This is a genomic window from Vibrio mediterranei, assembly GCF_900088415.1.
GTDB classification, from domain to species: Bacteria; Pseudomonadota; Gammaproteobacteria; order Enterobacterales; family Vibrionaceae; genus Vibrio; species Vibrio mediterranei.
In genome coordinates this window covers 327,790-349,649 of the sequence record NZ_FLLQ01000005.1, presented here as the reverse complement: position 1 = coordinate 349,649, position 21,860 = coordinate 327,790, and the positions used below count along the sequence as shown (strand labels likewise).

Below are 21,860 nucleotides of genomic sequence, written 5' to 3'. Positions count from 1 at the left end.
TATTCGCCATTTTCGGTAGTGTAAGCGGAATAAGCCTTTGGTAGGGGTTGTGGTTTTTCTAACCATCACGCAAAGTAAGGACAACGATTATCAGACATAAGTAACAACCATGAATTTGGCAAGTTTTTTAAGACTCGTACTATTGGCATCAATATGGGGTGGATCTTTTCTCTTCATGCGTATTGCCGCCAATGTCATGGGGCCTGCTGTGCTTATTGAGGCGCGGGTCTTCTTTGCTGCCCTTGCGCTTCTTATCATCAGTGTTTATTTAAAAAAGAAACTTGAGTTTACCAAGCACACTAAACACTTTTTTATTATCGGGCTGTTTAATACGGCATTGCCTTTCTTGTTATTTGCTTATGCCGCGCAAACACTCAACGCATCCACTCTTTCTATACTCAACTCTACCGCAGCGATCTGGGGGGCAGTTATTGGTGTATTTTGGACCAAAACACCGCTAACTAAGCGCGGTGCACTTGGTTTATTGGTTGGGATTGTTGGAGTTGCGGTATTGGTTGGCTGGGATGCAGTTCGTATTGGTGAGCAAGCGACATTGCCGATAATTGCTGGCGTGATGGCGGCCTGTTGTTATGGCATCGCAACCAATTATGCGAAAAATGCACCGTCTGTTCCTGCATTTAATAATGCACACGGTAGTATGTGGGCTGCTTGTCTTATCGTGTTGCCGTTGATTCCATTTGTGCCAATGCGAGAAACACCTACTCAAGAAGTTTGGGTCTCGGTAGTTTTACTTGGTGTTGTATGCACTGGCGCAGCCTATCTGTTGTATTTCCGGTTAGTTAACGACATTGGTCCGTCTTCGGCTTTATCAGTAACGTTCCTTATCCCAATGTTTGGTATTTTATGGGGAAATCTATTCTTAGGAGAGCCAATAGGTGTGAATACCATTGTTGGAACGGTTCTGGTTATTAGTGGCACAATGCTGGTTACTGGCTTCTCGTTGTCATCGCTTCGCCGAGCGCCTCAGGTGTAGCATTACATTCGCAGAGCCTGAAGTAGGCTCTGCGCATTTGGTTAAACGGAAATAGGTTTAAATCGTTCTCGTATTTGCTGGATTAGTACAAAGAAGACACTTGCCATAATACAGCCGATGAACGTTGCCGACACAATACCGCCAAATGATGCCCAACCCAGAGCTTGTTGCCCCCCTGAGCCAACGGTGTTAGCTAACATAAGTGGAATCAGTCCAACGCCAAAGGAAAATGCCGTCATAAACACTGCGCGCGCGCGAAGCTGCAGCGCTTGTACCGCTGCTTCTTTGATGGTTAAGCTATTGTTGTCTCGAAGAGTCTTAGCAAACTCTACAATAAGAATCGCATTTCTGACCGTCATTCCAATTAGCAAGATTGCTGCAAGTTGAGTGAGTATGTTGATATTGCCTTGGATGTGAATAATGCCCTCTACGATACCAATAATGGCTGTTGGTACGGTGAGCATAATCGCCAATGGAATTAGCCATGATTCATATTGGGCAACAAGGACAAGAAACGTAACTAACATTGCAAGCCCCATCACAATAGCCACGGTATTTCCGGCGGAAACTTCTTCTTTTGCTGCGCCGGTAAACTCTACTTTATAGCCTAACTCATCTGCCAACTCTTGAATTGCGGTAATTGCCTGACCAGTAGAAACGGTTGGAATGACGTCAATAAATACTCCTTGCTCTGCGTTGTAGCGAGTGATGAAGTTTGGCACTTTGATTTCTTCAAAGTCAAAGAACTTGTCATACGTAATTCGCGTACCGTTAGGTTTGGAAAGTCCAGTTTTCTTTAATGCCTCAGGATCTAATCGAAACTTAGGATCATTTTGTACCATGACTTTGTAGTTACGCCCTTCCATGTTAAAGGTATTGATATACATCCCTCCAAAGTGGGTTTGCATTCCTTGCACTACGTCCGAAAACGTTGCTCCGTATTTTAGTAAGTCCTTTCTTTTGATATTCAGTTTTATGGAGGGTTTTGTTACTTCAAACTGCCCCATTGCTAGTCCGATACGTGCGTCGTCCATTAAGCGAGAATTGAATTCTAGAGTTAATTCATACAATTCTGTTGGGGTAAGATTAGGTGCGAGAAGAGCGAAATTGACGCCATCAACCATGCCAAGTTCAGGGATTACTGGTGGTTTGAAGGCGAAGGCTTGAATATCGGGATTCTCGGCCAAAACATGGTTAACTTGTTCGGTTAACTCTGTATCGCTCGCTTGACGCTCTTGCATATCGTCAAGAGAGAGCAACATCATAAAGCTGCTCATCTCTGCGGTATTGGTCAGTAGATTAAAACCGGAGGCTTCAACACTGGTTGATATGCCCGGGAGCTCATTCAGCTGTTTTGTTAACGTAGCTAAATATTGGTCTGTTGTTGCCAAAGCTGTACCTTGAGGGAAGCTACCTACGACAAAAATGGCACTAGTATCTTCTTCTGGAAGTAAGCCTGTAGGTAAGTTAGAACCTCGATCGATTGAGAGATACAGACCTCCGCCTAATAGTAAGATGGTGAGCAGAGGTAAACGGGTTGCTGTCCATGCTAAACCAGTGAAGGCTCGAATCTTTTGCGTAATCACCCATTCAACGGATTTAGCAATAGCGTTTTTTCTAGGTGGCTTCATGAATAACGAACAAAGCGCGGGGGTTAGGGTTAGGGCGACCAAAGTTGACACGACGACGGATGCACACAAGACGATACCAAACTCTGAATAAATCGTCCCAGCCATTCCGGGAATAAACAGTGACGGAGTGAAAACTGCGAGTAGTACTAGCATTGAAGCGATAATGGGTGAGAAAGTGATATCCAATGCTTTTGACACTGCCTGTTTTACCGTCAGGTTGGGATATTCATGAAGTTGATGCTCTGCGTTTTCAATAACAATAATAGCTGCATCTACGACAATACCTATTGCCATCACTAAACCAAACATTGAAATAATGTTAACTTGAATGCCTAATGCACTCATGACTGCAAATGTCCCGATCAAAGAAACTGGGATGGCAGTGACAGTAATTAGCGTTAGTCTGAAGTTTTGCATAAAGACTAGAGTTACTAATGAGACGATGGCAATGGCCAGTACTAACGTCTCCAGTACGCTATAGATGGCGCCATCGATAAAGGTGGTCGCATCATAAACTACTTTAATCTGGTACTGATTAGGTTGATCTAGTAGGGCTTTAATCTCCTTGGCGACATTCATCGCGTTAGCTTCGGGAGTTTTGTAAATGAACAAGACGGCCCCGTTTGAATTTTCCCCATAAGCGTTCGCAGTATAAATCTCACTACCGAGTTCGATGCTAGCAACGTCTTTCAAATAAATGGTCTTACCCAGTTCGTCAGAACGAACCACAATATCGCCGAACTCTTCTGGTGTAGAAAGACCGCCGTTTACCGTAATGGGGTACTCTAGCTTGTCATCAACTAGACTGCCTGCTGAAGCAATTTTATTTTGTGTGGCAATCGCATCATTAACGTCGTCAACGTTGATGGAGTAATACTTCATTTTATCTGGATTGAGCCATACGCGAATGGAGTATTTTTTCTCTCCCAGGACGTCCACTTTTGATACGCCATTGACGCGTTGGATCTTCTCTTTTAATGGACCTCCAGAGAAGGCACTGATATCAATGGCAGAGGCACCGCCTGACGGGTCGGTGATTGATATTCCAAGCATTAAACCATTGGAGAGTTTTTCTACTTTGACGCCATTGCGCATGACATCCCCAGGCAACTCCGGTAACGCAAGATTTACACGATTTTGTACGAGGTTAACCGCTTTGTCTGAGTCTGTCCCACTTTCAAATACGACTTCAAGCGTATAGGTACCATCCGCGCCGCTAGTGGACTTCATATACTCCATGCCTGAAACGCCGTTGACTTGTTTTTCTATTTCGGGCGCGACGGATTTGGCCATGACATCTGCACTTGCTCCATCCATAAAGGTTCGGACTTCGACAGTAACAGGTGCGACATCTGGATACCTGCCTATGGGGGAGTTTGCTGCGGAAATGGCTCCAATTAGCGAAATGAGTAGGGCTATCACTATCGCGAATTTAGGTCTTTCAATGAACATTTTAAACATGTCAGCCACCGAGTTATTGGAAATTGTCCGGATATTACGCCCGTGAATTTTTAATAACAAATGGGTTACTAGCCGATCTATTGGAATGTTTGGCGTGTGATATTGAATGTTCGAATACACGGCTTAATCGATATTTTACCGATGAGATTTTTAGAGAACTCTCGGCTTTGTTTATGGAACCTATTTTTGCCTGCTTGGCGACAAAACTTAGAATTAGTCTATCAAGAAGTGCGTTGCACCAAATGAATATTAATAGTGATAAAAAGATGAAAAAGAGACAGTTAAACAGAGCGTTGCTACTAAGTTTTACGGTTTACATGTGGTCAAATGGAGCTATGGCATACCACCCATGCGACGGAGGGAATGTCATCACTAATGCTGTTGATGGCGCGATAGTTGGTGGTGTTGTATGAGCCGTCGCCGGTGATGCCAAATCAGGAGCAATGATTGGTAGTGCTGCTGGTGTAATTGATGGTGCATATGCGGATGCAGAATGTGATCAGTTAATTGGTGAAGCAGTTGTTGAAGATGCGATTATTTCTGACTATGAAGACGCTGTGGTTGAGGATGCTATTGTTGACGCTGCGATTGATGATAGCTGGTGATTGAGTGATGTAATTAACACTTTTATCAGTCTTTGAGACGATATAATTGATAACTAACGGTTTGATTCTTATTAACTTATATTCGAGTCAATAATCGCAGAGTAATAGAGGCTATAACCTTGAGTTAATTGAGGTTATAGCCTCTCGCTTTTAGGCTTCCCCAGCATTTTATGGATGAGGTGCTGCCAATCGAGAAAGTAGTGTTGGTAATACAAAAGGAGGTTTGTTTTGTATTAGGGTGAGTTTATATGCGTGCACACATTTCTTTTTTAACGGCGGCCACGGTAGCTGTTTGTTCTTTTTCTTCTTTTGCAGACCAAAATTCCGATACTGAAATCCAAGATATGTCTGACCCTTTAGCGGTTTATACGCAGGCGGGTGCTGGGACATCGGACAAAGGTTTAAACATCAAAGTCGGGCGCACATACGATACAGGTAACCCTGATACCATGGCGATGAACATCATCGAAGTGAAGGGAATAGCTGGAGAATATCTCGGTTGGTCTGGAACGGGTAGTCGTGACAATTCAATTGATAGCGTTCGTTTTCGAAACTTTAGTGTGGACACCACCAATGGTCGCGGTAGTCAACTTGATCTGAACTATAACGTGGAGCAAGAAAGTTTGAATGCGTCCTATAGTTTTATTCAAGCATTGCCTAAATGGGGCAACCTTAACCTCTATCCACTTGCAGGATTGGGCGTCAATGTGCGCAATGGGGATTTTCCCAGTTGCACCGATGCTAACGATTGTCAAACTGAACCACAAGATAATGGTTACACAGTTCCAGGAACATACGCAGTAGTGGGGGCTTATACCAAATATGCGATTACGGATAAGCTATGGCTTAACTACAATCCGATGTGGTTAACGACTCTATCTGGTTCTAAATCTTATGTCGACAATGCATACGGCGTAGGAATGAGTTCTATCTTTACTAATGAATTTGCAGTGTCTTATCAGTTTACGCCTCGCTTTAACATGCGCTATTTTGCCAACTGGACTCAAGAACAAAGCTATTTTGAAGGTGACCAGAGGGTAGAGTTCAATTACCAGTTCTAGAGTTGTTTTGAAGATATTGAGCAGTAAGACTGTTTGAAGGGTTGAAGAAGGAAGAATAGGTTCACTGTAAGATATTCATTCCTTCGAATATCTTTGTGCTTTAACTAATAGTGTCAAATTAGAATGGGAAAACAACGCCCACTTTGCCGTAGGTATTGCGAGTGTCAGTGCCAAATTTACCCTCATTACCTACTTCTACATAAGGGATCATATTGTCGATAGCGGTAAATGTGGCACGCAGCTCTAGGTTGTAGATAGAGTCTTTGTTCTTGTCGCCAACAGTAATTGCTTCTTTCTTATTCTGTTTTTGCCCAACCACTTTGGCATTCAGGTACACACGTTCAGTAACTTGCTTACCAGCTGCTAGATCAAAGCGATAGATATCTCCACGTGGAGCGAGAGTATTGGAGTTTAAGTCGGTGTCTTTACGCAAACGCAATGAGGTATCGAATAGTTCCGCCACGTTACCACCAACGGTAACACCAAATTTGTTTTGGTCGTTAGCTGGCTGTTGACGACTCTTCTTATCAACGAACTCATATTCGCCTTTTAGCCAGATGTTACCAAAATCATGGGTGTAGTTAAGGTTGTACTCATTTTCAAAGTTTGCTTTGCGCTTAGCTGAAGCACCGAAACCTTCATAACCGATGAACGCTTTGATACCAGAGCCATTGTCTGCTTTATATTCGGCCGCGCCATTTACGAACTTAGCATCTAGTTCCACACCACCAGTTACACCGTCTGCCATAGCATTAGTTGCAAATACTGAAGTTAACGCTAGAACGATTGCTGTCTTTTTCATTTTAATTACCTTTTATTGATACTCTTCTTGTTGAGAGCGATGCAAAAGATAATGAAAAGTTCCGATAGGAGTTAGTTGGCTTGTATTTGTTATTCGAATGGATGGGGTTGCTATTTGCGTATCTAGGGCAAGAGACTATTAAGCTGCCAAAATGGGGATAAATATCTGGTTAAAGATAAAAAAACACCCCACATAAGTGAGGTGTTGTAGGCCCAATTTTCCTTACCAGTTCCAATCAGAGTTCCAACTATGCGCGGGCCTTAAAAGGGTTAACATTAAATAGCGCTTAGATAAGCTTTAAGTGCTTTCAATCGTACTGTTGCACCACCGATGATGTCCATAAAACCAAGTGCCTGGGACGGCTTGCTTGCTGATATCCAGCCTGAACCTGTGGCGCCAAGTGGCACGTCGTAGCCTTCAGGTTCATTAAATTCAATAACAACAGTACGACCATGTGCACCGGTGTTGTTGCCTACGTGCTGGCGAACTTGTTGCGTGTTACCGCGAGCAGATACGGTCGCTTCACCGGTATTGGTTGTAATGCTGTGTACTCGACCGCGAAATACTTCACCTGGATGAGAATTAACATAAAACTCGGCGAATTGACCTTCCTTTATATGTCGGAAAGTTTGGTCACTTACGCGCATTTCGACGAATTTCTTCTCGATGTTATAGAGATACAAGTTGCCAGTACGAGAGCCTTTGGCAATGTTAATAACACCTACTACACCATCAAAAGGTGCTCTGATCTGGTTGCGGTCGTTTAACCATTGCTTTTGGTTGATCTGAGCTTGAATACCATCAACATCGGAGCGAGCTGCCATTAGGTCTGCTTTCCCTTGTTGTATTTTGGTATGCAGCTCATCTCTTTCTTGTTCAGAGCTAAACTCATCTAGGTTAATTAGGCGTTTATGGTTCTTAACATCAATCGCAATCTGCTCTTCGATGCTGATAATTCGATGTTCAGCCGCAATAAGGCTAGAGTGCAAGCTCTTCAACTCTTCGTCTGTGTCTTCTGACTCTAACGTATACAGTAACTCACCTTTCTTGACTCGTTGGTTATGAGTCACGTAAATGTCTTTGACTTGCTGCCCAAATAAAGGGCTTAGTACCGCATGAGGCGCTTTTACTGTGGTGCTGTCTGTCAAATCAGCGGGCGACCAAAATCGGTGCGCAGTAAACAGCATAAATGCTAAAAAAGTACCAAAACCAACGCTAATCACTGCATTACGGAGGGTCCATTTGATGACGCCTAATTTCACTAGTAACCAAACAATCAGGACATACGGAAGCATAATTTCTTTCATGACGATTGCTCCTGCTTTTTGTCGCCGTGGATTCCGGTGTGAATGACCTTACTTAATGCTGAAGCCAACGCTTCCCAGTTAGTGAAGGCAATAATGACAGCTAATACCCACCATAATTTGTCGATAAATAACCCACAAAGGGATAGTGCGAATACTAGGTTGGCGTGAGCGCTCTGCATGTATTGACTTCGGTGAACCGCGACTTCATGTAATTGCCACAAAAGGTATAAGACGTAAACGATGATAGAAATGGTGATAACGAAAATAATACCCATAAAGAGCTCTGAGTTAAGAAGCCCCAATATGCTAGGCATACCATCGCTGAAATAGCTTTCAGGAAGGTCTTTACCATGCACTTTCGATAGTAATGAAAAGAAATAGCTTAGTGATAGAAAACCACTGACTATTAACATCCACTTGGTTAAAAAACGGAGTACTGCTGTTAACTTGTTTTTCATGATTTGATTACTCGTTCGGCTTTGCGACATAGTGATATGACTTCAGATAGGCACTGCGGAGGTGTAAAGGAACTTCCTGAGGACCAAGTTTAAGCCTATCGGATGATCGGCGTTCACCTGCAAAGACCAGCGTTGGGACGGCGCTGGTAACCAGTAATGAGTGTTTCAATAGTCTGAACATGTCATTGCCTTGTATCAGGCTATCCTTAGCGTTGTTGGATTAAAATTAATTTAGGTGCTGGAGCAATGTTATGGCTCGAACCTATCGCTTTTTTTGTAATAAGGACCGTACGACTCGAGATTTATGAGTGCTATTCTGCGCTCTTAATTATTGCCGTACGGGCTGCCAGTTATGTTGAGCGTCTGACTTTTGTGACTCGTTCTTTCAAAGGCTGACTCGTAATTTGTATTCAATATCGATTAGGTATGTAGGCAAACCTTGTGCAGATAGGCTTTATACTTCGTCAATATGCGTCGATGTAAGCGTTCAGCTTGAATATGTAAGGGGATATATTATCTGGCTTGATCACACCAATACACTAAGTGAACTATAATTCAGATATCATTTTCATTAATGTATTGAGCATTTGGTTGGTATTAATCACGTACCCAAGCGTGGGTGTTTAGGTTCGTATACTCAAAATGAGTGGATGTGAAATCGCCAATGTGATTATTTGTTCATCAAACGAACTGGTTTTATTGATTTTATCTATTGAAACGCTATACAAGTAAAAAATCGTCAGTTAACATTTCGGAATCCGCTAAAATAGCGGTGATAAATAGATGCGATTTAGTGATGCATTTATCGATGCCGAGATGGTGAAATTGGTAGACACGCTAGCATGAGGTGCTAGTGCCTTTGGTGTGAGGGTTCGAGTCCCTCTCTCGGCACCATTCCCTTTCTTTAATACCAACAGACTACAATGCAGAACAAAGGATCCAGTTCAAAGCAAATGAGTACGTCTAACTCGGTATCAATTCAGTTATTGACCGAGGTGTCTTTGCACGCCTTGTTACATCTAGAATTCAAGAAGTTAGAGTCCAAATCCCAATTATTCGATCTTGCCAAGAAGAACGAGTTACTGGTTCGATGGCTAAAGCCGAAACTAAAAAGCAATAAATACAAAGCGATTAGAAAGCAATTAAAAGCCATGAGCTTGCAAGCAAAGAAATCGCAAGTAGATTTAGAAGATGTTTTATTGCGAGGAGTTGAAGCTAAGCCTGACGTTTCGCAGCCACACTTAGATAGCTATCTATTATTAATTCGTGAGTTGGAAAAGAAACTGGGTACCACAGTACTGTTATCGAGTCCTGAGAAAGTGGATCTCAACCATGATGAGAATGGTTGTTTGCTGTGCGTGCTATCAACGGACCTAAACGCACATTTCGGTACACGTAACCAATTGTTATCAGGAATATCGATTTTATTTAGAGGGACGGTACGTGAAAAGCACCTGTTCCTAAAAACGATATATGCCAATGATATCTTTAGCTACCAGATACAATACGAAGACGACAACTTTGTGAGAATTACACTCGAACTTGATAAGTCGTAGTCTCTGTTTAAGAAATAACAAAAAAGCCTGATAAATCAGGCTTTTTTTGTTGGAGTGCGTTAAGAGCTACGTCCTTTTACTTTCTCTCGAAGTGATTGCAACATCACGTAGAACACTGGAACAAGACAGGTACCTACAATAGTGGCCGCAATCATACCGCCCATCACCGCATAACCCAATGAGACGCGACTTGCAGCACCTGCACCGGTTGCGATGACCAGTGGGATTACCCCCAAGATGAACGAGAAGGCTGTCATCAAGACCGCCCGGAAACGCAGTCGCGCGGCCTTTATGGCTGAGTCCGTGATACTCATACCGCTTTCCCTGAGCTGTTTGGCGAACTCTACAATCAGAATCGCGTTCTTACAGGCAAGACCGATTAGCAGTACCAAGCCGATTTGGGTGTATAAGTTAACGTCAGACCCCATTATCCAAATGTAGATAAATGCCCCTAGAATAGCGACAGGAACAGCGAGCATAACCGACACTGGAATGGTCCAGCTTTCATACTGTGCAACTAAGAATAGATAGGTAAAGATAAGTGCCAAGGTAAAGATGAATGGCGCTAAGTTACCTGCTTTCAACTCTTGGTAAGTTTGCCCTGACCATTCATAGGTATAGCCGTTCGGGAAAGTCGTATCTGCGATTCGCTTCACAGCATCAATCGCCTGTCCTGAACTGTAGCCTGGTGCTGGGAATGCGTTGACTTTAACCGCGCTATATAAGTTGAATTGGTTGATGTATTCAGGGCCTAGCTTAGGCTCTACGTTAACCAAGGTATTAAGTGGCACCATAACATCGTATTTGTTTCGGATGTAGAAACGAGCGATGTCTCGGTCTGAATCGCGAAACTCAGTTTCCGCCTGCATGTTCACGCGGAAAACCTTACCAAACCGGTTGAAGTCGTTTACATACATTGAACCAAGCATCGTTTGTAATGTGGTGAAAATACTGCTTAGTTCAACACCTTGTACTTTGGCTTTGTTTCTATCTACGTCGACGAATAGCTGCGGTACATCGGCCTGGAACGTACTAAATGCCGTCGTTAGCTCAGGCTCAGAAGTTGCTTGGATGGACATTGCTCGCATGACACCTGCGAGCTCGGCTGGTGTTCTGCCCAAGGTATCTTGGATATAGAACTCTACACCGGAAACCGTACCTACCCCCGGTAACGCTGGTAGGGAGAAACCAGCTGCCGTTGCTTCACTGTATTGCGATAGTGCGGCGTTAGCTCGTCGTACGATCTGCGATTCGACTAAGGATGGATCTTGTCGCTCATCCCAGTGAGAAAGAATGACAACCATCAAGCCTGCATTAGACGATACCGCGCCAGAAATAATCGAATAACCACTTGCTGAAATCACATTGGTTACCCCATCCATTTGGTTTAGCTCGTCTACCATTTGAGTCATAACTTCTTTGGTACGGTTGATGGAAGAGCCATTAGGTAATTGCACATCGACGAAGAAGGCTTTTTTATCTTCCGTAGGGACAAATCCGGTAGGGAGTGAAGTAGCCAGATAGCCCGTTGCACCGATCAGGGCGACATAGACGACGCCAACTAGCATTAGCTTACGCACCATTCCCGAAACAAAGTTGGTGTATTTTCCGGTTGCCTTCTCAAACAAAACGTTGAATTTGGCATGGAACCCTTTTTCATGCGTTTTTGGTGGCTTAAGTAGTGAAGCACATAGCGCAGGACTGAGTGTTAATGCGTTCACCGAGGAAATTAGAACCGAAATACAAATGGTGATAGAGAACTGCGCGTACATTTGCCCAGTTATACCCGGCATAACTGCGGTTGGCGCGAATACCGCTAGTAGCACCAGAGTGGTAGCAATAACGGGTCCCGTCACCTCCTGCATGGATTTGGTTGTGGCATCGACGGCGTTGAGCCCTTCTTCCTCCATTAAACGAGTGGTGTTTTCTACAACAACGATAGCATCATCTACTACGATACCGATCGCGAGGATCAAGGCGAAGAGCGACACGGTATTGATGCTCATGCCTGTTGCCAGTAGGAATGCAAATGTACCGACTAAAGACACCGGAATAGCGATAGCGGGAACTAAAGTTTGTCGAACATCCTGCAAGAATATATACACAACGAAGATAACCAGTGCTACGGCAATCAACAGAGTTTCAATCATTTCATCGATGGACGTTTCTACGAACTGAGTAGTGTCGTAGAGAACTTTATAGTCCATATCTTCAGGAAATTGCTCGCGCAGGCGGGATAATTCTTCGTGGACACCTTTCGCTACTTCGAGTGCATTTGCGCCACTTGATTGGTAAATGAAAAGTAGTGCAGATGGTTTGTTATCCAGCATCGCTTCCGCATCGTAACTTGCTGCACCAAGCTCAATACGCGCAATATCACTCATATAAACTGCGCTACCATCCGGGTTCGAACGGATGATGATTTGTTCAAACTCTTCTGGGTGGCTCAAGCGACCTTTGGTGGAGAGGGTGTACTGAAACTGTTGATCTCGAGGTACTGGCGCTGCGCCAATACGTCCCGCAGCAACTTGGATATTCTGCTCTTGAATTGAGGCAATGGCCTCTTCTACGGTAACACCTAAACTTGCCATGCGATCGGGGTTGAGCCAGATCCGCATGGAGTAATCCATACCACCGATAATGCTTACTTTCGAGACACCGTTAACACGAGCAAGGTTATCCTTAATATTAATGCCCATGTAGTTGTTTAAAAATAGGTTATCTAGACTTCCATCTGGTGATACCAAGTTAAGCATCATTAAGATGTTTGGGTCTTGTTTCTCAACTTTTACCCCGTTTCGTTGAACCTCTTGGGGAAGCCTAGGCATGGCTTGTTGTACCCGGTTTTGGACGTTAACCTGTGCCATATCGACATTGGTTCCCACCTCAAAGGTAACATTGAGCGAGTAGCTACCATCGTTTGCGCCCTTGGACTCCATGTAAATCATGTTTTCCACCCCGTTGACTTCGGCCTCGATAACCTTAGAAACGGTGTCGGCAACAACCTCAGCACTTGCACCCGGATAGGATGTAGTCACTGAGACCATTGGAGGGGAGATATTAGGGAATTCTGCCACGGGCAGAGCAGGAATCGACAACAGACCGGACAAAGTCAGGACTATAGAGATAACGAAGGCAAACTTCGGCCTATGTATAAAAAACTTACTAATCATAACTTGTCCTTAAGAGTCGTTTTCATCGAAAGGCTGTACGGTATCCATTTCGTACTCGACTTCGGCGCCTACACGGGCTTTTTGTAACCCTTCAGTTATGACCAGTTCACCTTTCTCTAAGCCTTCTTCTAGCTCCCAGTCAACACCATATCGTTTACCCAAAGTGACGTTTTTACGTTTGACGACGTTTTCCTTATTAACGGTTAATACATAACGACCTTGCTGGTCTTCTTGCACTGCGCGTTGGGGGATGAGCATAACTTCTTGAACTCGTGGAGCTTCGATTATTGCCGTCACGTAAAGTCCGGGTACAATTAGGTGTTCTGTATTGGCAAACTCAGCACGGACAGCCAGAGTACCGGTGGTGGCGTCAACACGGTTATCGATGAAATCTATCATGCCTGTTTCTTCAAACATCGACCCGTCAGGGAATCGCAGTTTTACTGGTAGGTCTTCGATTTTGTATTGATTTTGAGCGTCACGAGCTGCTTTTTGAGCGTTGATAATGACTTTTTCTGGTAACTGGAAGTTGACCCAAATCGGTTCCATTTGTACCAAGTTCACCATTTCGGTTTGTTCAGGAATGATCAAATCACCTGAAAACACTTCTGCACGGCCAATTCTTCCTGCAAATGGCGCATGAATCTTGGTGTAACCCAGTTCAAGTTTGGCATTGTCTAACTCAGCATTAGCACTCTGTAGCGCTGCTGCATTCTGCAGTTTGGCGGATAATAGGTTGTCGTAATCCGCTTGGCTAATGTACTTGTCTTTAATCAGTCCTTCGCCACGTTTAAAGTTACGAACTGCCGTGTCATAGGCAGCACGTGATTGAGCCACAAGTGCTTTGGAGGACTTGAGGGCGGCTTCATATTGTTCAGGGTCAATCTCAAACAACAATTGTCCTTCTTCAACCATACTGCCTTCTTCAAAATAGGCTTTTAGTAAGTTGCCTCTTACCTTTGCTTTAAGTTCGATATCTTGAGTTGCCTCAGTGCGACCTACGAACTCCTCACTTGGTGTGATTTCTTTCATGGTCACTTCGAGAACTTTTACACTGGGCTTGACTACAGGAGGGGCTTTGACAGTTTTTTCGCAACCTGAAAGGAGGAGAATAGGTAGCGCAACGATGAGTCCTTTAGCGATGACACCATCTGCTTTGGGAAAGTAAGACATAGACAATCCTTGTTTCTGATAATTATATAAAATGTTTATTGTTTGAGTTTAGACCATAAATGGCGAATGTCTGTGAAGCATTTGGGAAAATTAATGAATTGAATTAATAGGTTAAGTAGTGTGAACGGAATCTGTTGGTAGTAAGGTGTTTTTACAGGCGAAAAAACGCCAACCTAAGTGAAGGTTGGCGTGAGAGTGGTTTTGATGTAATCAGAAGTTTAGCGTTGTTCCGACGTACCAATTACGTGGTGTGACTACATAGCCACGGCGTGTCACATCGTAATCGTCGAATTGTTCATTGGTGACATTCTTAACGCCAGCTCTTAGTCGCCAGTCGTTGTTAACGAAGTAGTTCATACCAAGGTCGGCGGTCACGTAAGATGGGCGGTATACGTTATCGTCAACCGAGAGCAAAGTTTTACTTGTGTAGTTAACGCGAGCGAATGTGCTGATTGAATCGACAGGTTCCCAAACCAACCTTGCCATTGCCATGTGATTTGGGCGGTTCTCTAATTCTTCACCGGTAGTTTTGTCTTCCGTAGTAAGGTAGGTGTAGGTGCCGTTCAGACGAAGATTTGCCAAAATATCGTACTCACCGCTGAACTCCGCGCCTTGAATAATCGCTTCATCAATATTCTTGTAGGTATAGACATCTCGACCGCCTACATTATCAACTGGATTATCGAGGTCTCGGTCAATTAGGTTAGAAATTTCATTTCTAAATAATCCAGCTTCCATCGACCAATAGGTATCGACATAACTTGTAGAGAGCTCATAGTTAAGACTTGTTTCAGGCTGCAGGTCAGGGTTACCGACGAGTAGGCAGTTACCCTTACAGCTGTTGACGATGTTTTCAGAGGATAACTGAGTTAAAGAGGGGGCTTTAAATGCAGTACCTACGCCACCTTTGATCGTCCATTGATCCGTTGCAGAATGAACGAGGTAGGCTCGTGGACTCCAGTGAGTACCAAAACTTTCATGCATATCAACACGCGTACCGTAAGTTAGTGTGTTTTTCTGGCTCAATGCCCATTGAGCCTGGATAAATAGTGCTTGCTGGTTAACCGTTGCTTTGCCGGTTTGAGTCAGGCTGTCTGGGTTCTTTAGTTCGGTGTATTTCCACTCTCCACCAAACGTCAATGTGTGATTGCCTACGATTGTAGTACCGTGTCCGTCAACAGTATGATTGACTTCATTTACATCATACAAACCTAGGTCGGCATTTCTGTCATTAAAATTGTCTTTGGTTTCAAATGCATCACGATTATATCGCAGTAACGCATCACCCCAATCATAGGTGCCGTTGTAGGTCAAAGCTTGAGTATTACGAACGACTTTAGATTCAGAGTCTGTTAGACCATTGGTTGACTCAATCACGCCATCACGCTGGTCATCAGCGTAGCTAAAGTCAAATGCGAGATCGTGCTCGTTGTTGATATACCACTGGAGACTACCACTTGCTGTAAGGGTGTCTCGCTGTTCTAAAGTGGTTGCTTTAGAACGGTCATAGACATTTCCATTATCGCTAACCCCCTGACCAGAAAAGGCGTGCCACGGATCGCGAGAAGACTTATTCATAGAAAGTGATAGAAACAGTTCATCTTCTAGTAAAGCGCCAGATGTATTAAATCCTGCGGTGTATTCAGAACCACCATCGTCATCGCGATACCCATAATCACCACTGACTTGAGATTGCCATTCATTGGTTGGCTTCTTGGTGATAATGTTGATTACGCCTCCTAGCGCCTCTGAACCATAAAGCGCGGACATTGGACCACGAATGATCTCAATGCGTTGAATACTCTCTTTAGGAACCGCTGCAAGATCAAAGTCATTGCCACGGAATACTGCGTTCGAAGAGCTGAGTTTACGGCCGTTTACTAGAATCATAGTGAACCCAGCATCCATGCCTCGAATAGAAATCATTTCACGTCCAGCTCTACCTCCGTCCATTTGACTTTCAACACCGGCAATGTTTTTGACTAAGTCATTCAGCGCTAGACCTGGTTCGGATAGGATATCTTCTTCGGTGATGACTGAGATTGAAGCCGGTGCTTTCGTTGTCGATACTTCAGTATGCGTGGCAGTAATAACCATCTGTTCGTCGATACGCGTATCCGAATGACTTTCTGAGTATGTTTGGGCGATTACTGGGTAAGAAAGGATTGTCGAAATCGCCACTGCTAAGGGCGTAATTGCATTTGTTATGCGGGTCATATTAAACCTAATAGTTGGAATATTTTTATGGGAAAGGTATTGCTAATGATAACTATTGTCATTAGATATCAATCCATAAATTGGCTCAATATAACTAGCATCCGGAAATTGCATAATCACTATTCATACATAGCATGGAGGTAAATGAGGTGTGGTTAAAGTAAATTTGCTGTGAAAATTGGCTGTTTTTCAATGATCTTGCGTAACAGAAACTAATTTGGATAGAGCGTTTTGAATATTTCTCTAACCCATTGGCACATGGGATCGTTGTGGTAGTGTTTATGCCAATACAAATAAATGTCACTGTATGGTGAGCGTAATTCCTCAGGTACTTCTCTCGTCACCACGTTATGACTGTGTGCGGCATCCTCTGCAAACGGCGTAGGGAGATGGAAAATGACGTCTGACACTTCAGCCATTTTTGGCGCAGCATTGAAGTTACTTAATCTCAATGGTGTAGATAGCGGTCGGTCATTGGTGGACAAACCGATGTCGTTAAATCGACTTTGGATAGAGAGAGCTCGGTCGCCATGGAGCGATATTTGCCCAAAGTGACAATCTTTTAAATTATCAGGAGTTAAGGGTTGCTGAGCCAAAGGGTGGTCTTTGTTCATAAGCAGCCGAAAATCACGAGTGGCGATGAGCATTCGATACAGGTTTTGATCGGCTGCCGGCGGCGTTTGGCTCGAGATAGAAAAGTGTACTTCGCCCGCAATTAATTTATCGAAATGCTTTTGAGGGACAGTATCAATATCGAGGACCATATTAGGCGCGTGTTCTCTAAGGTGCTTGAATACGGGAGGCAATAGCCAATTCACCTGAGGGACTAAACCGAAAAATTTGATGGTCTTGCGTGATTCGCTTGGGTTAAATTCAGAACCATCAACTAGATTGTCCAGCATAGCCAGAATAGAGCCTATGTCTTGTCGAATTAGTTCGCCTTTGGGAGTCAATTCATAACCGTGAGTAGTGCGAACCAAAAGTTCGTCTTTAAATAAATCACGGCCTTTTTGAAGAGCGCGACTGACGGTCGGTTGACTGATATTCAGTGTCAACGCGGTATTAGAAACATGCTTCTTCTCTAATAAGTGTTTTAATATCAGAAGATTACTTAAATCTAGCTGGCTAAGATTCATTTAAGATAGGTACTGGTACGGTAAAAAACTGAAAAAACAGTAGCACTACTTATACGAACGTAGCAACTAAATCCTATAAAATTCATCGATATAAGCTATTTTGATTAATATCAATTGCACACTGTTCAGTGAATTTTTCAATCTGTAAAAGTGGTTAATAAAGTTTCAACTCATAATATTGTTTGGTTATAAAAAAATCCTACACTGATCACATAAATATAAAGGTAGGTTATGTAAATGAGTGATAACTCCGATCAGAAAAAATCATCCCGTTCTAGCTTGACAAAAATTCTCTTTCTACTTGTTTGTGCAGCAGTATTTGGTGCTCTGTATTGGTCATGGATCTATGCAGACAGTCATCCTAGTACCGAAGATGCTTATGTTAGAGCGAAGATCCTCTCTGTTGCTCCTCAGGTTCAAGGACAGGTTGTCTCTGTTGAAGTTGCGGATTTCCAGCGCATCAACAAAGGCGACTTGCTGCTTAGAATTGACCAACGACCATACTTACTTGCAGTAAAGCAGGCAAAAGCAGCATATCAGTTAGCGGTACAGCAGCATGATGTCGCTGACAAACAAGTGACGGAAGCGGTTGCAGGACTGGATGCAGCGCGAGCAAACTTGAGCGAAGCGCAGATCGAATACAAGCGTACTGATTCATTGGTCACTCGAAAATTGGCGTCTCCACAAGACTTAGATACTGCTAAGAATAAATTAGCTAATGCTCAGGCAAGCCTGGAGCAAGCAAGAGCAAATGTTGAGAAAGCTATTGCGAATCGAGGTGAGCAAGGACTGGAAGCTGCTATCGTCCAACAAGCGGCAGCGCAGCTTGCTCAGGCTGAACTCAACCTCAGTTATACCGACATTACTTCGCCAGTAGACGGACTATCAGGAGAAGTTAGTGCGCACGTAGGAACGGTTGTTTCTGTTGGTCAAACGCTGTTTCCAGTGATCATTGACAACAGCTACTGGGTCCGAGCTAACTTCAAGGAGACAGATCTCACTCATCTTAAACCAGGTCAGAAGGCTGAGATCAAGATCGACATGTATCCTGATTTGGTATGGAACGCGACGATAGAAAGTTTATCGCCAGCCAGCGGTACCTCGTTTTCTCTTATGCCCCCTGAAAATGCGACAGGTAATTGGGTGAAAATTAAACAACGCTTCCCTGTGCGACTTAAATTGGAGGTGCCAGAAAACTCGCCTCAACTTCGTGTAGGTGCAAGTGTCGAGGTGACTGTCGATCTGAAAAGTGACTCGAAATGACCAACCAAATCACCGCTGATAAACGAGGTATCGCTACCGTAGCGGTCATGTTGTCTGCCATCATGGTTTTAATCGATATGACAGTGGCGAATGTGTCACTGTCACATATGATGGGAGCTTTGGGGGCAACGGCGGACCAAATTACCTGGGTGTTAACGGGATACAGTATGGCGGAAGCTATTTTTATCCCTATGACCAGCTTCTGGGTGTCGCGATTTGGCGAGCGTAAAGTGATGCTCGTTGCTGTTATCGGTTTCGTAATCGCGAGTGCACTGTGTGGACAAGCTAGTTCCTTGGAAGAGATGGTACTATTCCGGATTATTCAAGGCGCGTTCGGTGCTTCGGTTATTCCTTTGGCTCAATCTACCTTGGTTCAGATTTATCCATCTGAGCAGAAAGGTAAAGCCATGGCCATTTTTTCAATTGGTATCCTGCTTGGGCCTATCTTAGGCCCAGTTGTTGGTGGTGTTATTACGGATAACCTCAACTGGCGTTGGATCTTCTATGTGAATTTGCCTTTTGGTTTGGTTTGTACCGCGCTTATCTATAAATACATTCACCTATCGAATAAATCTAAACCCAACTTTGATTGGTGGATCATTGGATTTATGGCACTGGGTGTAGGTGCGCTGCAGTTTGTCCTCGATAAAGGTAATGACGAAGACTGGTTAGACTCCCGAATCATTCAAACCGCAATTGTTCTGTCTGTGATAGGTTTGATTATGTGGGCGTATCGCAGTTGGAAAACTAAGAGTCCCATTGCACCTCTTTGGCTGTTGCGAGATAAGAACTTGATGGTGTCGTCGCTGATGATGGCAGTCGTCTCCATGGCCATGTTTGGCTTGACTACTCAGCAGCCAATGTTCTTAGAAAGCTTGCTGGACTATCCAGTTGCAACAACGGGTATGCTCATGGCTCCAAGAGGTCTTGCCTCGGCTTGTATGCTGATTCTGGTGATTCGGCTGAATCCTCAGTTTGATCCGCGACTCAAGATAGTATTTGGATTGACTTGCATTGGTATCGGTTCGTATCTCATGACTCTGTATTCGATGGAGATTGATACTTTTTGGATCGTAACGCCAAGTATTATTCAAGGCTTAGGCTTAGGTTTGACCTTCTCAACGTTATCGTCTTTGGCGTATCTGACATTACCAAGAGAAGAGTCGGTAGCGGGCGCTAGTATCTTTAACTTGTTCCGAACTATCGGTAGCTCATTTGGTATCTCAATTGCCACTACTTACCAGTACCGTGATAGCCAGCAGCAATGGCATGCGCTAAGTGAAGGTTTTAATACCTATAATCCTGCACTGCAAAACTGGGCGGCATCGCAAGGCTTATCAATGACCGACCCACTGGCGTTGCAACAGTATCAAATGATGTTGCATGAACAATCTCAGATGGTTGCGTACGTTCATACGTTCCAATTAGTTGGAGTGATGTTTGTAATTATGATGCCGATGCTGATTTTCATCCGTTCTAAATAGTGCAACGTTAACAGAATAATGGGTGTTATCTTTGAGTAATAGGATAAAACATACCCATCACCACACTTAGGTTGATGGGTTAAGCTGTTTATTACTTAACTCTAAACATGTTTCCGGAGAAGAGTTCTTCAACCAAGGCTCTAGTTTGAGCCTGCGAACAGTCGGTGGCGTGAATATAGGTCTTTATTCCCATAATCTGAATCTGAAGGTGTTGCGCTAGTCGCATAGGAGAGAGTTCTTGATTGACCTCTCCGAGGGATTGGGCTTCGGCAATAATTTCAGCAAACTTGGCTTCATTTTTTCGAAGTGAGTAACGTGCAAGCTCTAATAATTCTTCATTTTCTTCGGTAAGTTCTGCGACGGTTTTAGCCAACATACACATAGCGTTAGGGTTATCCACGCTGCAAGGCTGAACAGACTGTAATATAAATGCCTTAAGTCCTTGAATAGGTGAAGAAAACTGCTTTACGAGATCGTCTAAACGAGCCTGTCCCTGAGTCGAATAATGCTCAATCGCTGCTTTAAACAAGCCTTCCTTGCTACCAAACTCTGCATAAATACTTCCTGGGCGCATATCGATAGCATCTTGCAGGCAACGCATTGATGTGGCGTGGAATCCTTTTTCCCAATAAAGCAACATGGCTTTATGGATAACTTCACTACGATTAAATTTTGCTGGTTTGGCCATAACGGAAGAAAGCTATACTGTTGAACGACTGTTCAACAGTATAGCAGGCAGAGAAGAAATTAAGAAAGTGGGCAAATTAAAGGCTGCATATAAGCAGCCTAGTAAGGTGTGTACGCTCTTGAATCTGACGTTATTCCTCAAGTGGCACAACAAGAACATCCACTGGTGACGTATTAATAAGCTGTCGAGAGCTAGAAACGATTTTGCTCCAGAAATCATGATGGTGGCCGCAAATAATGAGGTCAAAACCATGCTCGGCAATGGCGCTCTTGAGCTTATCTCCCAAGTCACCAGTACCCACAATGAAGTGCTTAACCGGACATTTGGCGTACTCGGCAAACTCATGCAACTGGTCCATGGTTTCTAAATGAAGTGGTCGCTGATCTGGGTTGAGTCTGATATCAACTAGTTCAGGATAAATTTCTCCATGGGTGCCATCAACGTGTATCAATGACACATCAGCATCCAGAAGCTCGGATAGAAAAACGGCTCTATCGATTAACACGTGGCTCTCTTTGGAAAGCTCTACTGCTACTAGTATATGTTTGTACTTCATAACCATGCCCTCACGTTGTAAGTCTTATTACTAGCATAGTCCTATGTTATTCAAAATGTTGTCGATGAGATCGCGGATTGAAGAGAAAATAAGCAGAGCAAGTTTGAATCTTGACCGTTTTAGTATTGTGGCATTAATTGTCCATAATGTCTGGATCGTTTGGTTCTTTTTCTTCGCCTTCAATACGCCTAACCTACACCTCATCAACAAGCTTGGCTTTAGGGTTAGAGTAGCGGCTCATGGTGCTGAAACTCACCGAAAAAAGCACAAATCCCCCAAGCTATTAAAGATTCAA

Annotated in this window: 17 protein-coding genes and 1 tRNA gene; 8 read left to right on the top strand and 10 right to left on the bottom strand. The window is 43.7% G+C overall.

The window, feature by feature from the left end; all coding sequences use genetic code 11:
* Positions 1 to 109: 109 nt before the first annotated feature.
* On the top strand, positions 110 to 994 hold the full coding sequence (locus VME0621_RS16505; protein ID WP_062458674.1) for a DMT family transporter: 885 nt from the start codon (positions 110 to 112) through the stop codon (positions 992 to 994).
* Positions 995 to 1,035: 41 nt separating this feature from the next.
* On the opposite strand, the gene VME0621_RS16500 is transcribed toward VME0621_RS16505, so the two are convergent.
* Complete coding sequence (locus VME0621_RS16500; protein WP_062458671.1) at positions 1,036 to 4,086, bottom strand: efflux RND transporter permease subunit; 3,051 nt, start codon at positions 4,084 to 4,086, stop codon at positions 1,036 to 1,038.
* 266 nt (positions 4,087 to 4,352) lie between these two features.
* Between VME0621_RS16500 and VME0621_RS26665 the strand changes: the two genes are divergently transcribed.
* The 3 genes from VME0621_RS26665 (at position 4,353) to VME0621_RS16490 (ending at position 5,752) form a co-directional block, all read left to right on the top strand.
* Positions 4,353 to 4,499 carry a hypothetical protein gene (locus VME0621_RS26665; protein WP_156750278.1) on the top strand — a complete coding sequence of 49 codons (147 nt, stop codon included), beginning with the start codon at positions 4,353 to 4,355 and terminating at the stop codon, positions 4,497 to 4,499.
* A 30-nt stretch (positions 4,500 to 4,529) separates the two neighbouring features.
* Positions 4,530 to 4,691: a hypothetical protein gene (locus tag VME0621_RS26660; RefSeq protein WP_156750277.1), complete on the top strand. Its 162-nt coding sequence runs from the start codon at positions 4,530 to 4,532 to the stop codon at positions 4,689 to 4,691.
* Between the two features lie 248 nt (positions 4,692 to 4,939).
* Positions 4,940 to 5,752: a hypothetical protein gene (locus VME0621_RS16490; RefSeq protein ID WP_062458665.1), complete on the top strand. Its 813-nt coding sequence runs from the start codon at positions 4,940 to 4,942 to the stop codon at positions 5,750 to 5,752.
* A gap of 118 nt (positions 5,753 to 5,870) precedes the next feature.
* Here VME0621_RS16490 and VME0621_RS16485 read toward each other — a convergent pair whose 3' ends face one another.
* From VME0621_RS16485 to VME0621_RS16475, 3 genes are all read right to left on the bottom strand, one after another.
* Positions 5,871 to 6,554 (bottom strand): hypothetical protein, encoded by a 684-nt coding sequence (locus VME0621_RS16485; protein WP_038230716.1) that lies wholly within the window; start codon positions 6,552 to 6,554, stop codon positions 5,871 to 5,873.
* Positions 6,555 to 6,829: 275 nt separating this feature from the next.
* Positions 6,830 to 7,861, bottom strand: a complete 1,032-nt coding sequence (locus VME0621_RS16480) for an efflux RND transporter periplasmic adaptor subunit (RefSeq protein ID WP_062458663.1) — start codon at positions 7,859 to 7,861, stop codon at positions 6,830 to 6,832.
* On the bottom strand, positions 7,858 to 8,319 hold the full coding sequence (locus tag VME0621_RS16475; protein WP_006069365.1) for a hypothetical protein: 462 nt from the start codon (positions 8,317 to 8,319) through the stop codon (positions 7,858 to 7,860). Before VME0621_RS16475 ends, VME0621_RS16480 begins: the two co-directional genes overlap by 4 nt.
* A gap of 810 nt (positions 8,320 to 9,129) precedes the next feature.
* Here VME0621_RS16475 and VME0621_RS16470 point away from each other — a divergent pair.
* A tRNA-Leu gene (locus VME0621_RS16470) sits at positions 9,130 to 9,213 on the top strand.
* A gap of 59 nt (positions 9,214 to 9,272) precedes the next feature.
* The gene (locus VME0621_RS16465) at positions 9,273 to 9,875 is read left to right on the top strand and encodes a DUF2913 family protein (protein ID WP_038230711.1); all 603 of its coding nucleotides are present in this window, start codon (positions 9,273 to 9,275) and stop codon (positions 9,873 to 9,875) included.
* Positions 9,876 to 9,934: 59 nt separating this feature from the next.
* Here VME0621_RS16465 and VME0621_RS16460 read toward each other — a convergent pair whose 3' ends face one another.
* From VME0621_RS16460 to VME0621_RS16445, 4 genes are all read right to left on the bottom strand, one after another.
* The gene (locus VME0621_RS16460) at positions 9,935 to 13,048 is read right to left on the bottom strand and encodes an efflux RND transporter permease subunit (RefSeq protein ID WP_006069362.1); all 3,114 of its coding nucleotides are present in this window, start codon (positions 13,046 to 13,048) and stop codon (positions 9,935 to 9,937) included.
* A 9-nt stretch (positions 13,049 to 13,057) separates the two neighbouring features.
* Positions 13,058 to 14,221, bottom strand: a complete 1,164-nt coding sequence (locus tag VME0621_RS16455; protein WP_062458660.1) for an efflux RND transporter periplasmic adaptor subunit — start codon at positions 14,219 to 14,221, stop codon at positions 13,058 to 13,060.
* A gap of 210 nt (positions 14,222 to 14,431) precedes the next feature.
* Complete coding sequence (locus VME0621_RS16450; protein ID WP_065311706.1) at positions 14,432 to 16,438, bottom strand: TonB-dependent receptor domain-containing protein; 2,007 nt, start codon at positions 16,436 to 16,438, stop codon at positions 14,432 to 14,434.
* Positions 16,439 to 16,650: 212 nt separating this feature from the next.
* Positions 16,651 to 17,574, bottom strand: coding sequence for a LysR family transcriptional regulator (locus VME0621_RS16445; RefSeq protein WP_062458659.1), 924 nt, complete (start codon positions 17,572 to 17,574; stop codon positions 16,651 to 16,653).
* 237 nt (positions 17,575 to 17,811) lie between these two features.
* Between VME0621_RS16445 and VME0621_RS16440 the strand changes: the two genes are divergently transcribed.
* A complete protein-coding gene (locus VME0621_RS16440; RefSeq protein WP_006069358.1) occupies positions 17,812 to 18,837 on the top strand; it encodes an HlyD family secretion protein in 1,026 nt (341 codons plus the stop codon).
* Positions 18,834 to 20,321: an MDR family MFS transporter gene (locus VME0621_RS16435; protein ID WP_062458657.1), complete on the top strand. Its 1,488-nt coding sequence runs from the start codon at positions 18,834 to 18,836 to the stop codon at positions 20,319 to 20,321. The genes VME0621_RS16440 and VME0621_RS16435 overlap by 4 nt, the downstream gene beginning before the upstream one ends.
* 91 nt (positions 20,322 to 20,412) lie before the next feature.
* On the opposite strand, the gene VME0621_RS16430 is transcribed toward VME0621_RS16435, so the two are convergent.
* A complete protein-coding gene (locus tag VME0621_RS16430) occupies positions 20,413 to 21,009 on the bottom strand; it encodes a TetR/AcrR family transcriptional regulator (RefSeq protein ID WP_062458655.1) in 597 nt (198 codons plus the stop codon).
* A gap of 130 nt (positions 21,010 to 21,139) precedes the next feature.
* Complete coding sequence (locus VME0621_RS16425) at positions 21,140 to 21,565, bottom strand: universal stress protein (RefSeq protein WP_006069355.1); 426 nt, start codon at positions 21,563 to 21,565, stop codon at positions 21,140 to 21,142.
* Positions 21,566 to 21,860: the final 295 nt, after the last annotated feature.